Here is a 13,270-nt window from a genome sequence, read left to right as displayed (position 1 = left end):
CGCGTGCGTGTCAGGCGACGAGGGAGCGCAGCACGTACTGCAGGATGCCGCCGTTGCGGTAGTAGTCCGCCTCGCCCGGGGTGTCGATGCGCACGACGGCGTCGAACTCGACGCTCGTGCCGTCGGGCTTGGTGGCCGTGACCTTGACGGTCGACGGCGTGGTGCCGTCGTTGAGCGCGGTGATGCCCTCGATGTCGAAGGTCTCCGTGCCCGCGAGGCCGAGCGACTCGGCGCTCTCCCCCGCCGGGAACTGCAGCGGCAGGACGCCCATGCCGATCAGGTTCGAGCGGTGGATGCGCTCGAAGCTCTCCGTGATGACGGCCTTGACGCCCAGGAGCGCCGTGCCCTTGGCCGCCCAGTCGCGCGACGAGCCGGAGCCGTACTCCTTGCCGCCGAGGATGACGAGCGGGGTGCCCTGCGCGGCGTAGTCCTGCGCGGCGTCGTAGATCGTGTCCTGCGCGTCCTTCACGAAGTTGAAGGTGTAGCCGCCCTCGACGTTGTCGAGGAGCTGGTTGCGCAGGCGGATGTTCGCGAACGTGCCGCGGATCATGACCTCGTGGTTCCCGCGGCGCGAGCCGTAGGAGTTGAAGTCGCGGCGCGCGACGCCGTGCTCCGCGAGGTACTTGCCGGCCGGCGAGTCCACCTTGATGGCACCGGCGGGGCTGATGTGGTCGGTCGTCACCGAGTCGCCGAGCTTCGCTAGCACGCGCGCGCCGGAGATGTCCGTGACGGGCGACGGCTCCATGCCCATGCCGTCGAAGTACGGGGGCTTGCGCACGTAGGTCGACTCGGTGTCCCACGCGAACGTGTCGCCCTCGGGCGTCTCCAGCGCGCGCCAGCGGTCGTCACCCGTGAAGACGTCCGCGTAGTCCTTCGTGAACATGTCACGGTCGATCGACGCGTCGATCGTCGCCTGGACCTCCTCCGGGGAGGGCCAGATGTCCTTGAGGAAGACCGGCTCGCCGTGCGGGTCGGTGCCCAGGGGCTCGCCGTCGAAGTCGAAGTCCATCGTGCCGGCCAGCGCGTAGGCGATGACGAGAGGCGGCGACGCGAGGTAGTTCATCTTCACGTCGGGGTTGATGCGGCCCTCGAAGTTGCGGTTGCCCGAGAGGACCGAGACGACCGAGAGGTCGTGCTCGTTGACCGTCGCCGAGATCTCGTCGGCGAGCGGGCCCGAGTTGCCGATGCACGTGGCGCAGCCGTAGCCGACCAGGTGGAAGCCGAGCTTCTCGAGGTACGGCCACAGGCCGGACTTCTCGTAGTAGTTCGTCACGACCTGCGAGCCGGGCGCCATGGAGGTCTTGACCCACGGCTTCGACGCGAGACCGCGGTCGACCGCCTTCTTCGCGAGCAGGGCCGCCGCGAGCATGACCGACGGGTTCGACGTGTTGGTGCACGACGTGATCGACGCGATGACGACGTGCCCGTGGTCGAGCTCGGTCGTCGTGCCGTCCTCGAGCGTGACCGGGACGACCTTGTGCGGGCGCTTCGCGCTGTCGGCGTGGCCCGGCGCGACCGGCTGGTCGGACGGGTCGTCGTGCGCGGCGGCGGCGATGGGGTCGGACGCCGGGAACGTCTCCTCGACGGACTCGTCGAGACCCGTGAACGGCGCCGCCTCCTGGGCGTCGACGTAGTCGAGGATCGCGGACGCGAACGACTCCTTCGCCTCGCCCAGCTCGATGCGGTCCTGCGGGCGCTTCGGGCCGGCGATCGACGGGACGACCGTCGAGAGGTCCAGCTCGAGGTACTCCGAGAAGACGGGCTCGACGTAGCCGTCGGCCTCGGGGTCGAGCCACAGGCCCTGCTCCTTGGCGTACGCCTCGACGAGCGCGAGCTGCTCGTCGCTGCGGCCCGTGAGGCGCAGGTAGTCGATCGTCACGCCGTCGATCGGGAAGATCGCGGCGGTCGAGCCGAACTCGGGGCTCATGTTGCCGATGGTCGCGCGGTTCGCGAGCGGCACCTGGGCCACGCCCGCGCCGTAGAACTCGACGAACTTCCCGACGACGCCGTGCTGGCGCAGCATCTGCGTGATGGTGAGCACGACGTCCGTCGCGGTCACGCCCGCCGGGATGGAGCCGTTGAGCTTGAAGCCCACGACGCGCGGGATGAGCATCGAGACGGGCTGGCCGAGCATGGCCGCCTCGGCCTCGATGCCGCCGACGCCCCAGCCGAGCACGCCGAGGCCGTTAACCATCGTCGTGTGCGAGTCGGTGCCGACGCACGTGTCCGGGTAGGCGCGGAGCACGCCGCCGACCTCACGGGTCATGACGGTGCGCGCGAGGTACTCGATGTTGACCTGGTGCACGATGCCGGTGCCCGGGGGGACGACCTTGAAGTCGTCGAAGGCCGTCTGGCCCCAGCGCAGGAACTGGTAGCGCTCGTGGTTGCGCTGGTACTCGAACTCGACGTTGCGCTCGAACGCGTCCGAGCGGCCCGCGACGTCGATCTGGACCGAGTGGTCGATGACCATCTCGGCCGGCGCCAGCGGGTTGATGCGCGACGGGTCACCGCCGAGCTCCGCGACGGCCTCGCGCATCGTCGCGAGGTCCACGACGCACGGCACACCGGTGAAGTCCTGCATGATCACGCGCGCCGGCGTGAACTGGATCTCGGTGTCCGGCTGCGCGTCCGGGTCCCAGGACGCGAGCGCGCGGACGTGGTCCGCGGTGATGTTGGCGCCGTCCTCCGTGCGCAGGAGGTTCTCGGCGAGGATCTTCAGGCTGTACGGGAGGCGCTCGACACCCTCGACGGCGGAGAGGCGGAAGATCTCGTACGAGTTCTCACCGACCTCCAGCGTTCCCTTCGACCCGAACGTGTCGACGCTGCTCACTCGTAGCTCCTTCGTGGCGAGACGGTGGCACGGATGCCATGGTTCAGGGGGCTTCGCCCAGACTACGCCGGGCCGGTGCGCCGCTCCGGCCGCGTCCCGGAGGACGGGCGGGGCGGTGGCCGGCGGCTCGTCCACGACCCGCTGCGACCTGCACCGCGACCAGCATACCCCATATATCTTGACGTCAAGATATATGGGGTCGGCGACGGCTCAGAGGTCGCAGTCGCACAGGACGTTGAGCTCGACGACCTGCTCCCCCTCCTCGGGCCGCGCCCACGCCTCCGCCTCGGCGCGCGACGCGAAGCTCCGGCCCACGAGCCGCCCGTTCGGCATCAGGACGCCCACGCCGACGACGTCCCGGACGTCGTCCGGACCGTCGCCGGGCCCGTCCTGGCTCGCCGCCCGGACGACCGTCCGGGTCCCCGTCGCCGCCGTGCTCGTCATGCGCGCCTCACCGTCCGTGCTCGTGGGGTCTCCCCTCATCATGCGCCCGGGGCGGCGCGCACGCGCCGCCGCGCGGTCAGCGCGTGAGGACCGCCACCGCCTCCAGGTGGTGGGTCATGGGGAAGAGGTCGAACGCGCGCAGCGACGACAGCCCGTAGCCGTGCTCCGCGAGGTACGACACGTCGCGCGCGAGCGCGGCCGGGTCGCACGCGACGTAGACGACGCGCGACGGCACACGGCCCACGACGGCCTCGACGACGGCGCGCCCGGCACCGACGCGGGGCGGGTCGAGCACGACGACGTCCGCACCGCTCCCGTCCTGGGCGAGCACCTGCTCGACCGGCCCGTGCCGCAGCTCGACCCGGTCGAGCCCGTGCGCGTTGCGCCGAGCGTCGCGCACGGCCCGCTCGTCGCCCTCGACCGCGAGCACGGTGCCCGCGTCCCCGACGGCGGCCGCGAGCGGCGACGTGAACAGCCCGGCCCCCGAGTAGAGGTCGAGCACGCGCGCGCCGTCGACGTCACCGACGCCGTCGAGCACCGCGCGCGTCAGGGCGGCGGGCGCCTCGCGGTGGACCTGCCAGAACCCGTCCGCGGCGACCCGGTACGTGTGCTCGCGGTCGCCGAGCACCACGCGCTCGGTGACGCTGCGCCGCGCGTTGGGCCGGTGGTCGGGCGACCCCCCGCGCCAGGGCTCGCCGTCGACGAGCAGGACCGGCGCGGACCCGACGGGCGCGACGAGCTCGATCCGGGTGCCCGGGCGCCACGAGCGGGTGAAGACCTTCTCGTGGGCCGCGAGGTCGGCGACGTCCTCGCTCGCGAGCGGCATCGCGTCGAGCGGGACGACGGTGTGCGAGCGGAAGCGGTGCATCCCGGCGCGGCCGCCGCCGTCGGCCACGAGGTCCACGCGCGTGCGGTAGGCGAGGCCGCCGCGCTCGTCGTCCCCCGGCAGACCCTCGACCTCTACCTGAGGGTGAAGATCGTCCAGGTCCACGTGCGCGAGGCGGCGCAGCTGCTCGGCCAGGACGTCGCGCTTCCACCGCCGCTGCGCGCCGATCGCGACGTGCGCGAGCTCCCCGCCGCCCACGCCGCCCGGACCGGCCTCGGGCCACGCGGACGGCACGCGGTCGGGCGACGCCTCGAGGACCTCGACCGCGTCGGCGCGCCAGAACTTCGCGGCGTCGCCGCCCTCGGTGACGCGGGCACGCACGCGCTCGCCCGGCAGGGCGTGCCGCACGAAGACGACCCGGCCCTCGTGCCGTGCCACGCAGTGACCGCCGTGCGCCACCGGGCCGACCTCGAGCTCGACCTCGACCTCAGGTCGAGGGAGCACGCGCGGCGACTGCCGGGTCTGCCGGCCGGGTCGTCGGCCGGACCGGCGCGGCGCGCGCTCGGGACGACCCGCGCCGGGGTCGGACGGTCGGTCGGAGGGCACGGCAGGACCACGCGAGGAGGACGGCATGCCCCCAGTATCCCGGACTCTCCCGCGCGCTCCCCCCGCACTCTCCCCCGGCTTCCCGCCGGCCCCCGCCGCGGACGCACGAAGGCCCGGCCCCGACGTCGGGACCGGGCCTCCTCCGGGGGTCGCGCCGGCGCGATCAGTACCCGGTGAAGCGCTGGCGGAAGCCCTCGCCCTCGAGCCCGGTCTGCCCCTCCGTCGAGGAGAGCTGCCACGGCACGGACGCCACGACGACGCCCGGCGTGAAGAGGAGCCGGCCCTTGAGGCGCAGCGCGCTCTGGTTGTGCAGGAGCTGCTCCCACCAGTGCCCGACGACGTACTCGGGGATGTAGACGACCACCAGGTCGCGCGGGGACTCGCGGCGGACCGACCGCACGTACGACAGCACGGGGCGCGTGATCTCGCGGAACGGCGAGTCCAGCACGCGCAGCGGCACCGGGAGGTCGAGAGCCTCCCACTGCCGCATGAGGTCCTCGACGTCCTCGGCGTCGACGCCGACGGTGACGGCCTCGAGCACCGACGGCCGCGACGCCCGCGCGTACGCGAGCGCCCGCATCGTCGGGCGGTGGATCTTCGAGACGAGCACGATCGCGTGCACGCGGCTCGGCAGCGCGCGGGCGGCCGCGGCGTCGTCGCCGAGCGCGAGCTCGTCGCGCACCGTGTCGTAGTGCTTGCGGATCGACTTCATGAGCACGAAGACGATCGCCATCGCGAGGATCGCGATCCACGCGCCGTGCGTGAACTTCGTGAGGAGCACGATGACGAGCACCGTGCCCGTCATGCCGAGGCCCACGGTGTTCACGACGCGCGAGCGGCGCATGCGGGACCGCTCGCGCGGCTGGTGCTCGGTGCGCAGCGCGCGGGTCCAGTGCCGCACCATGCCCAGCTGGGACAGCGTGAAGGACACGAACACGCCCACGATGTAGAGCTGGATCAGGCGCGTCACCTCGGCGTCGAAGGCCCAGATGAGCACGATCGCCGCGACCGCGAGCGTGATGATCCCGTTGGAGAACGCGAGGCGGTCGCCGCGCGTGTGGAGCTGGCGCGGGAGGTAGCCGTCCTTGGCGAGGATCGAGCCGAGCACCGGGAACCCGTTGAACGCGGTGTTCGCCGCGAGCACGAGGATGAGCCCCGTCACGGCCGACACGACGTAGAACAGGATCGGGGCGCCGCTGAACACCGTCTCCGCGAGCTGCCCGATCACGGGGTGCTGCACGTAGTCGACCGGGAGCGGCTCGCCGTTGAGCGAGAGCTGCGCGTGCGGGTCCTCGGCGTAGTGCACGCCCGTCGCCCGGGCGAGGAAGAGGATGGAGAGCATCATCGCCGCCGAGATGCCGCCCAGCAGGGCGAGCGTCGTGGCCGCGTTGCGCGACTTGGGCTTGCGGAACGCGGGCACGCCGTTGCTGATGGCCTCGACGCCCGTGAGGGCGGCGCACCCGGACGCGAACGCGCGCGCCACGAGGAACGCGCCCGCGATGCCCATGAGCCCCTGGTCGAACCCGCTCTCCGCCGTGAGCTCGAACTCCGCGCTCTCCGCCGGGCCGAGGTTGCCGGTGACGTACTGGAAGAAGCCGACGACCGCCGTCGTGCCGATCGCGAGCATGAAGAGGTAGACGGGGATCGCGAAGAAGGTGCCCGACTCCTTGACCCCGCGCAGGTTGACGAGCGTGAGCAGCACGACGAGCCCGATCGCGAACGGCGCCTCGTGGTCCCGCAGCGCGGGGATCGCGCTCGCGGCATACTGGGCGCCCGAGGAGATCGACACCGCGACCGTGAGCACGTAGTCGACCATGAGGGCCGAGGCGACGCCGACGCCCGCCGTCGGGCCGAGGTTGACCGTCGCGACCTCGTAGTCGCCACCGCCCGACGGGTACGCCCGCACGTTCTGGCGGTACGACGCGACGACCGTGAGCAGCACGACCACGACCGCGAGGCCGACCCACGGCGAGATCATCGTCGCGCTGAGGCCCGCGAGCGCGAGCGTCAGGAGGATCTCGTCCGGGGCGTACGCGACGGACGAGAGCGCGTCGGACGCGAACACGGGCAGCGCGACGCGCTTGGGGAGCAGCGTGTGCCCCAGGTGCTCGGAACGGACAGGCCGTCCGAGCAGCAGCCGCTTCGCGGCATCAGCGATCTCCGACACGAGGCCACATGCTATGCCCGACGGCGCCCGGTCGCGCTGGTGCGCGCCCGCGGGCCCGGCGGGCGGTAGCGTTCGGTGCGTGCACTTCGTGATCATGGGCTGCGGGCGCGTCGGTGCGACGCTCGCCCAGTCCCTCGAGTCGAGCGGCCACTCGGTCGCCGTCGTCGACCAGAACCCCGACGCGTTCCGGCGCCTGCCCGCGGAGTTCACGGGCAAGAAGGTGACCGGCGTCGGCTTCGACCGCGACACGCTCGTGCAGGCCGGGATCGAGGACGCGTACGCGTTCGCCGCCGTCTCCGACGGCGACAACTCGAACATCCTGTCCGCACGCGTGGTCCGCGAGACGTTCGGCGTCGAGAAAGTCGTCGCGCGCATCTACGACCCGCAGCGCGCCGAGATCTACCAGCGGCTCGGCATCCCGACCGTGGCGACCGTGCGCTGGACCTCCGACCAGGTGCTGCGCCGCATGCTCCCGTTCGGCGCGACCGACGAGTACCGCGACCCGTCCGGGCGCGTGCGGCTCGCCCAGGTCGACTTCCACCCCGGCTGGATCGGCCGCACCGTGCGCGCCATCGAGGACGCGACCGAGGCGCGCGTCGCGTTCGTCAGCCGCTTCGGCGACGGCGTCCTCGTCACCGACCGCACCGTCCTGCAGGAGAACGACGTGCTGCACGTGCTCATGGACGACGAGCGGGCCGCCGTCGTCGAACGCAAGCTCACCCACGCACCGAAGGTCGAGGCCGAGTGATGCGCGTCGTCATCGCCGGGGCGGGCTCCGTCGGCCGCTCGATCGCCCGCGAGCTCCTCAGCCACGACCACGAGGTCATGCTCGTCGACAAGCAGCCCGCGGCGATGCGCGTCGCGCAGGTCGCGGACGCCGACTGGCTGCTCGCCGACGCGTGCGAGCTGTCGTCGCTCGCCGAGGCGAAGGTCGACGAGTGCGACGTCATCGTCGCCGCGACGGGCGACGACAAGGTGAACCTCGTCGTGTCGCTCCTCGCCAAGACCGAGTTCGGCGTGCCGCGCACGGTCGCGCGCGTCAACAACCCGAAGAACGAGTGGATGTTCGACGAGTCGTGGGGCGTCGACGTCGCCGTGTCCACGCCGCGCATCATGACGGCGATGGTCGAGGAGGCCGTCGCCGTGGGCGACCTCGTGCGCATCTTCACGTTCCACCAGTCCGGCGCGGACATCCTCGAGGTGACGCTGCCGCCGTCGTCGCCGCTCCTCGGTCGCCGCGTGGGCGAGGTGCGCTGGCCGGCGGACACCGTGCTCGCGGCGATCGTGCGCGGCACGCGCCCCATCGCGCCGAGCGCGGACGACACGCTCGAGGTCGGGGACGAGCTCTTGCTCGTCACGGGAAACGAGGCGGACGAGGGCGCGCTCGCGCGGCTGCTCGCCGGCGAGGGCGAGGACGGCCCGACGGCGCCGGACGCGCCCGTCGAGGCTCCCGAGCTCGGCGGCGACCTGCTCTGACGGCGCGGCCCGCGCGACGGCGCGGCCCGCGCGACGGGCGGCTACGCCGTGCGCCGCGGTCCGGCGGTCGCGGGGCGGCGCACCAGGATCCACGTGAGCCACAGCACGAGGGCCCACAGCGGGATCCCCATGACGAGGCGCGCGGTGCCGAGCCAGCCGACGTCGCCGTCGAGGTACAGCGGCACCTGGACGGCGAGGCGCGCCCCGAAGAGCCCGATCCACAGCCACGTCGCGGCGGTGTAGCGGCGCACGAGCGCGCGGTCCGACCGCCACGCCCGCGCCCAGCGGGCGAACGCGCCGGGCTCTCCTGCGCTCCCGGCGGCCGGCTCGGCGGGCTGCGGCGCGGGAACGTCCGCGCCCTCGCGGGGCTCGCCGTCGGTCGCGTCCGCCGTCGTGCCGCCGGACGCCGTCCCCACGCCGAAGCCGCTGCGGAAGCCCTCCACGACGAGCCCGACGAGCGGCCAGCGGACCACCACGGACACCAGGAGCGCGACGAGGTACGCGGCGTTGGTCCACAGGCCCCACGCGAAGTAGTCCTGCGCCTCCCCCGAGCGCCACGCCCACAGGACGCCGATGCCGACGCCCAGCAGGCCACCGAACGCCTGCGTCACGGGCGTGCGCTGGACGAGGCGCGCGGCGACGGCCACGAGGGCCGCCGCGACGGACGTGACGAGCGCCCAGCGCAGGTTGGTCGTGGCGACGTAGACGACGACGAACACGAGCCCGGGCGCGACGGACTCCACGAGCCCGCGCACGCCGCCGATCGCGTCGGCCACCGAGAAGTCCTCGCCCGCGAGCGCGCGCACGCCGCGGGCGCGGCCGTCCTCGGGCGCCGCGACGTCGTCGACGACCGTCTCGACCACCTCGGCGTCGTGCGCGACGGGCTCGGGCGCGCGGCCCGGGTCGGGGCGCCCGCCCACGGGGCCGCCGGTCGCGTCGCTGCTGCTCGTCATGTCGTGGCGTCCTCGGGGGCTCGGGTGGGCGGCGCCGGCGGGAGGGCCGGTGCGGCCGGGTCGGGTGCGCAGGATCGTACGGCACGGCCGTCCACGACGGCCGCCGGGCTCACTCCCCCGGCTTGGCCAGGAGCTCGTAGCGCGGGTTGAAGATGGTGCGGCGGCCGTCGACGTCGCACACGAGGCCCTCGACGAGCGCGCGGCGCCCGGGCTCGATGCCCGCGATCCGGCGGCGCCCGAGCCAGACGAGGTCGACGACGCCGGACCCGTCGAAGAGCTCGACCTCGACCGTCGGTACGCCCTCGCGCGGGCGGAGCACGACGGACCGCAGGACGCCGGAGATCTTCGCGCGGCGGCGGTTGGGCAGCTCGGCGACGGCACGGCAGCCCTTCTGCCGGGCCGCCTCGGTGCGCTCCTCGTCGGCCGCGAGCTCCTCCTGGGAGGCGAGCGCGGTGCGCCAGGCGTCACGCAGGGTGGGGACCATGTCAGCGGATCTCCGTGATCTCCGGCCCACGGGTCAGCGGGTCGAACGACGGCGTCTCGGGGGCACCGGCCGGGGTCGGGGCCGGGGCGGCCTCCGGGCCCTTGCCCGGCAGGTGCAGGGTGAGCAGGTCGCGCGGCGGGCGCGGGTTCTGGTCGCGCACGACGACGATGTTCGCGAACACGGTCTCGAGCAGCCGCGCCTCGGCCGGGTCGACCGCGGCCTTGCCGGTGAGCACGCCGCGCAGGAACCAGCGGGGGCCGTCGACGCCCACGAAGCGCGCGGGCCGCACGCCCGGGCGGCCGTCCGGCGTCTGCGCGGGGATGCGCGCGAGCAGCTCGCGCCCGAACGGGCCCGGCAGGTCGTCGACCGTACCGCCCTGCTTGGTGACGGACGCCGCGATCTCGCCGCGGATCTCGTCCCAGATGCCCTCCGTGCGCGGCGCGGCGAACGCCTGCACCTGGAGCCCGGAGCCGCCGACCGCGCACGCCACGCCCGTGATGCGCTGCGTCTTCTTGTCGACCTCCATGCGCAGCTCCATGCCCGGCACGCCGGGGAGCCACACCGCGCCGAGGTCGAGGCGCGGGCCGCGCTCGGGCACCTGGGCGGAGTCGTACGGGCCGCGTGCGGGGGCCTCGGCGGCCGCCTCCGGGGCGGACGCGCCGTCGCCGACCTGCTCGGACGTCGTGCCCGACGGCTCGGGCGACTCGGTCGGCTCGGACGACCTGGAGCGACGGAACAGACCCACGGACGAACTCCTTCACCTGCCCGGCACTCGGCCGGGACTCCTCACGGGGCGCTCGCCCCGCACTGATTCCACACTAGCCCGCGCAGCGGCGGGCCGGGTGCGCCGGTCAGGGTGCGGGCGTCCAGCCGCCGCTCGACCCGAACCCGCCCTCGCCGCGGTGCGAGCCGGGGAGGCGCTCGGCCTGCACGAACCGCGCCCGCTCGACCTTCTGGACGACGAGCTGCGCGACCCGGTCGCCGCGCCGCAGGACGACGGGCTCGCGCGCGTCGGTGTTGAGCAGCGTCACCTTGATCTCGCCGCGGTACCCGGCGTCCACGGTCCCCGGCGCGTTGACGACCGTGAGGCCGTGCTTCGCCGCGAGACCCGAGCGCGGGTGCACGAACGCCGCGTAGCCGTCGGGCAGCGCGATCGACACGCCCGTCGGGACCACGGCGCGCTCCCCCGGCGCCAGCTCGACGTCGACGGTCGTCACGAGGTCCGCACCCGCGTCGCCCGGGTGGGCGTAGGCGGGCAGGGGGACGTCGTCGAGGAGCGTGATGAGGACGTCGACGTCGCCGGTCGAGGGCTGCTGGTGGTTCGGCACCCGCAGAGCCTAGTGCGCGCGGCGCGCTGCGAGCACGTCGGCCGCGGTGCGCGGGGCTGGGATGATGGACCCATGACCGACGCCGCCGACCGCAGCACCCCGTCCTCGACCCGCGGAGCCGCCGGGACGCCCGGCACCGCGGGCACGGCCTCCTACCGCGAGCGCCTCGTCCCGGGCGTCGGCGGCTGGGCCGCGGCGCTCGGCTTCGCGCTCGTCCTCGGGATCGCCCTGTGGCCGGCGAGCCACGCCGTCGCCCTCGGGGTCGGCGGCCTGGCCGCCGTCGCGGGCGTCGTCGCGCTGTGGGGGACGTCGCCCGTCGTCGAGGTCGCCGACGGCGAGCTGCGCGCGGGGCGGGCCCACGTCCCGGCGTCGCTGCTCGGCCAGGTGACGACGCTCGACGCCGACGCGATGCGCGTCCAGCTCGGCCCCCGCCTCGACGCGCGCGCCTACGTGTGCCTGCGCGCGTGGGCGCGCACCGGGGTGCACGTCGTGCTCGAGGACCCGCAGGACCCGACGCCGTACTGGCTCGTCTCGACCCGGCACCCGCAGCGCCTGGCGGACGCGGTCCGCGCCGCGCACGCCGCCTGAGCGAGGGCGCTCGCACGCGGCGGCGGGTCGTCCGCTCACCGCGCGCCCGCGCCCCGCTCGGCCTACGAGCCCCGCGGACGACGACGGCCGCCGCCCCGGGGAGGGGGCGGCGGCCGTCGGCCGTGGCGCGCGGCGGGTCAGGCAGCGCACTCCGAGCAGATCTGCTGGCCGTTCTTCTCGTAGGCGAGCTGGCTGCGGTGGTGCACGAGGAAACAGCTCGCGCACGTGAACTCGTCCGCCTGACGGGGAAGGACCCGGACGGAGAGCTCCTCGCCGGACAGGTCGGCACCGGGCAGCTCGAAGCCTTCGGCCGCCTCGGTCTCGTCCTCGTCAACGACGCCCGAGCTCTTGTCGGAGCGACGAGCCTGGAGCTCCTGGAGCGAGTCCTCGCTGAGCTCCTCTTCACTCTTGCGGGGGGCGTCGTAGTCTGTTGCCATCTGTGGGGTCACTCTCCGGAATATCGTCGATCGCGACTGTGCACGTCCGGACCACCGGCGACGGCCGGTCGTGCCGGGCGGCACGGGTGCGGGGTGCGGGGGCACCCCGTGACGTGTCGTGCCCCGAGGGGGTTCGTGGCACTGCACGCTCATCAATGCGCGGCGCACCGGAATTGTTCCCGGTGGGCCCCCGGATTCTGCACCATTTCCCTGAGTGATGCACCCTGTGGCCGGGCACCCGCCCGGGTGTCGTTGGTCACGGGTGCACGGCACCCCGTCAGGAGTCGGAGTCCGCTTCCGCGCCCTCGAGGATCCGGACGAGCCGGGCGACCGCCTCGGGCGGTCCCGCGACCGTCATCTCGCGGTCCGCGGCGCGACCCCGCAGGCCCGTCACGAGCGCCCCGGCCTCGTGCGCGACGAGCGCTCCCGCGGCCATGTCCCACGGGTTGAGACCGCGCTCGTAGTAGAGGTCGAGCTCGCCCGTGGCGACGAGGCACAGGTCGATCGCGGCCGAGCCGAGGCGGCGGATGTCGCGCACCTGCGGCAGCACGTCGAGCAGCACGCGGGCCTGCGCGCGGCGACGGTCGGAGTCGTACCCGAAGCCCGTGCCCACGAGGCACTGGCCGAGGTCGGTCTCGGCGTTGACGTGCACGGGCCGGCCGTCGAGGGTCGCCCCCGCTCCCAGCCCCGCCGTCCACGTACGGTCGTCGACGACGGAGTGCACCGCCCCGGCGAGCACCGTCCACTCCAGCGGGTCGGGCGGGCCGACCACCGCGGCGACCGACACCGCGTACGACGCGACGCCGTAGAGGTAGTTCACCGTGCCGTCGACCGGGTCGATGACCCAGGTGACGCCCGACGTCCCGGCCGAGGCGCCCTCCTCCTCGCCGAGGATCGCGTCGTCGGGGCGGGCGGCGGCGATGCCGCGGCGCAGCAGCGCCTCGGAGTCGGCGTCCATCCGCGTCACGACGTCGGTCGCGGTCGACTTCGTCGCGGCCACCTCGACCCGGTCGGGACGGCCGGAGCGGACCAGCTCGCCGGCCTCGCGCGCGAGGCGCTCGGCCAGGTCGCGCAGGTCGGCCACGGTGACGTCGTCGGGCTGCCGGGGGTCGTCGATGAAGAGGCGCACGC

General features: G+C 74.0%; 13 protein-coding genes. 3 read left to right on the top strand and 10 right to left on the bottom strand.

Annotated features, from left to right (window positions below; translation table 11 throughout):
• Window positions 1–10: 10 nt before the first annotated feature.
• The 4 genes from ACPCUX_RS11095 to ACPCUX_RS11080 form a co-directional block, all read right to left on the bottom strand.
• Window positions 11–2,830: an aconitate hydratase gene (locus ACPCUX_RS11095; RefSeq protein ID WP_423388759.1), complete on the bottom strand. Its 2,820-nt coding sequence runs from the start codon at window positions 2,828–2,830 to the stop codon at window positions 11–13.
• 210 nt (window positions 2,831–3,040) lie between these two features.
• The gene (locus ACPCUX_RS11090; protein ID WP_409141735.1) at window positions 3,041–3,274 is read right to left on the bottom strand and encodes a hypothetical protein; all 234 of its coding nucleotides are present in this window, start codon (window positions 3,272–3,274) and stop codon (window positions 3,041–3,043) included.
• A 76-nt stretch (window positions 3,275–3,350) separates the two neighbouring features.
• Window positions 3,351–4,604 (bottom strand): class I SAM-dependent RNA methyltransferase, encoded by a 1,254-nt coding sequence (locus tag ACPCUX_RS11085; RefSeq protein ID WP_409141734.1) that lies wholly within the window; start codon window positions 4,602–4,604, stop codon window positions 3,351–3,353.
• A 265-nt stretch (window positions 4,605–4,869) separates the two neighbouring features.
• Window positions 4,870–6,873 carry an APC family permease gene (locus tag ACPCUX_RS11080; protein WP_043654622.1) on the bottom strand — a complete coding sequence of 668 codons (2,004 nt, stop codon included), beginning with the start codon at window positions 6,871–6,873 and terminating at the stop codon, window positions 4,870–4,872.
• A gap of 94 nt (window positions 6,874–6,967) precedes the next feature.
• Here ACPCUX_RS11080 and ACPCUX_RS11075 point away from each other — a divergent pair, with 94 nt between their 5' ends.
• Both ACPCUX_RS11075 and ACPCUX_RS11070 read left to right on the top strand, forming a co-directional pair.
• On the top strand, window positions 6,968–7,621 hold the full coding sequence (locus tag ACPCUX_RS11075) for a potassium channel family protein (protein ID WP_031316042.1): 654 nt from the start codon (window positions 6,968–6,970) through the stop codon (window positions 7,619–7,621).
• Complete coding sequence (locus ACPCUX_RS11070; protein ID WP_051028145.1) at window positions 7,621–8,349, top strand: potassium channel family protein; 729 nt, start codon at window positions 7,621–7,623, stop codon at window positions 8,347–8,349. Before ACPCUX_RS11075 ends, ACPCUX_RS11070 begins: the two co-directional genes overlap by 1 nt.
• A 41-nt stretch (window positions 8,350–8,390) precedes the next feature.
• Here the strand turns inward: ACPCUX_RS11070 and ACPCUX_RS11065 are convergent, their stop codons facing one another.
• From ACPCUX_RS11065 to dut, 4 genes are all read right to left on the bottom strand, one after another.
• Window positions 8,391–9,302, bottom strand: a complete 912-nt coding sequence (locus ACPCUX_RS11065) for a DUF3159 domain-containing protein (RefSeq protein ID WP_081895825.1) — start codon at window positions 9,300–9,302, stop codon at window positions 8,391–8,393.
• A gap of 109 nt (window positions 9,303–9,411) precedes the next feature.
• Window positions 9,412–9,786 carry an OB-fold nucleic acid binding domain-containing protein gene (locus ACPCUX_RS11060; protein ID WP_034652381.1) on the bottom strand — a complete coding sequence of 125 codons (375 nt, stop codon included), beginning with the start codon at window positions 9,784–9,786 and terminating at the stop codon, window positions 9,412–9,414.
• A 1-nt stretch (window position 9,787) separates the two neighbouring features.
• Window positions 9,788–10,531: a DUF3710 domain-containing protein gene (locus ACPCUX_RS11055; protein WP_043652079.1), complete on the bottom strand. Its 744-nt coding sequence runs from the start codon at window positions 10,529–10,531 to the stop codon at window positions 9,788–9,790.
• Between the two features lie 106 nt (window positions 10,532–10,637).
• On the bottom strand, window positions 10,638–11,114 hold the full coding sequence (gene dut, locus ACPCUX_RS11050; RefSeq protein ID WP_034652386.1) for a dUTP diphosphatase: 477 nt from the start codon (window positions 11,112–11,114) through the stop codon (window positions 10,638–10,640).
• A gap of 72 nt (window positions 11,115–11,186) precedes the next feature.
• On the opposite strand from dut, the gene ACPCUX_RS11045 reads away from it, so the two are divergent.
• Window positions 11,187–11,702: a DUF3093 domain-containing protein gene (locus tag ACPCUX_RS11045; protein ID WP_423388758.1), complete on the top strand. Its 516-nt coding sequence runs from the start codon at window positions 11,187–11,189 to the stop codon at window positions 11,700–11,702.
• 137 nt (window positions 11,703–11,839) lie between these two features.
• On the opposite strand, the gene ACPCUX_RS11040 is transcribed toward ACPCUX_RS11045, so the two are convergent.
• Both ACPCUX_RS11040 and ACPCUX_RS11035 read right to left on the bottom strand, forming a co-directional pair.
• Window positions 11,840–12,139 (bottom strand): DUF4193 domain-containing protein, encoded by a 300-nt coding sequence (locus ACPCUX_RS11040; RefSeq protein ID WP_021483601.1) that lies wholly within the window; start codon window positions 12,137–12,139, stop codon window positions 11,840–11,842.
• A gap of 277 nt (window positions 12,140–12,416) precedes the next feature.
• Window positions 12,417–13,268 (bottom strand): inositol monophosphatase family protein, encoded by an 852-nt coding sequence (locus tag ACPCUX_RS11035; RefSeq protein ID WP_423388757.1) that lies wholly within the window; start codon window positions 13,266–13,268, stop codon window positions 12,417–12,419.
• Window positions 13,269–13,270: the final 2 nt, after the last annotated feature.

It is taken from the genome of Cellulosimicrobium sp. AB352 (assembly GCF_049538415.1).
Lineage (GTDB): Bacteria > Actinomycetota > Actinomycetes > Actinomycetales > Cellulomonadaceae > Cellulosimicrobium > Cellulosimicrobium funkei.
This window is presented reverse-complemented; position numbering and strand designations above follow the sequence as displayed.

What these genes read in the sequence shown, in the direction of transcription:
- ACPCUX_RS11090 (WP_409141735.1), bottom strand. Translation starts at nt 3,274, where the DNA reads ATGACGAGCACGGCGGCGACGGGGACCCGGACGGTCGTCCGGGCGGCG.
- ACPCUX_RS11075 (WP_031316042.1), top strand. Translation starts at nt 6,968, where the DNA reads ATGGGCTGCGGGCGCGTCGGTGCGACGCTCGCCCAGTCCCTCGAGTCG.
- ACPCUX_RS11070 (WP_051028145.1), top strand. Translation starts at nt 7,621, where the DNA reads ATGCGCGTCGTCATCGCCGGGGCGGGCTCCGTCGGCCGCTCGATCGCC.
- ACPCUX_RS11065 (WP_081895825.1), bottom strand. Translation starts at nt 9,302, where the DNA reads ATGACGAGCAGCAGCGACGCGACCGGCGGCCCCGTGGGCGGGCGCCCC.
- ACPCUX_RS11060 (WP_034652381.1), bottom strand. Translation starts at nt 9,786, where the DNA reads ATGGTCCCCACCCTGCGTGACGCCTGGCGCACCGCGCTCGCCTCCCAG.
- ACPCUX_RS11045 (WP_423388758.1), top strand. Translation starts at nt 11,187, where the DNA reads ATGACCGACGCCGCCGACCGCAGCACCCCGTCCTCGACCCGCGGAGCC.
- ACPCUX_RS11040 (WP_021483601.1), bottom strand. Translation starts at nt 12,139, where the DNA reads ATGGCAACAGACTACGACGCCCCCCGCAAGAGTGAAGAGGAGCTCAGC.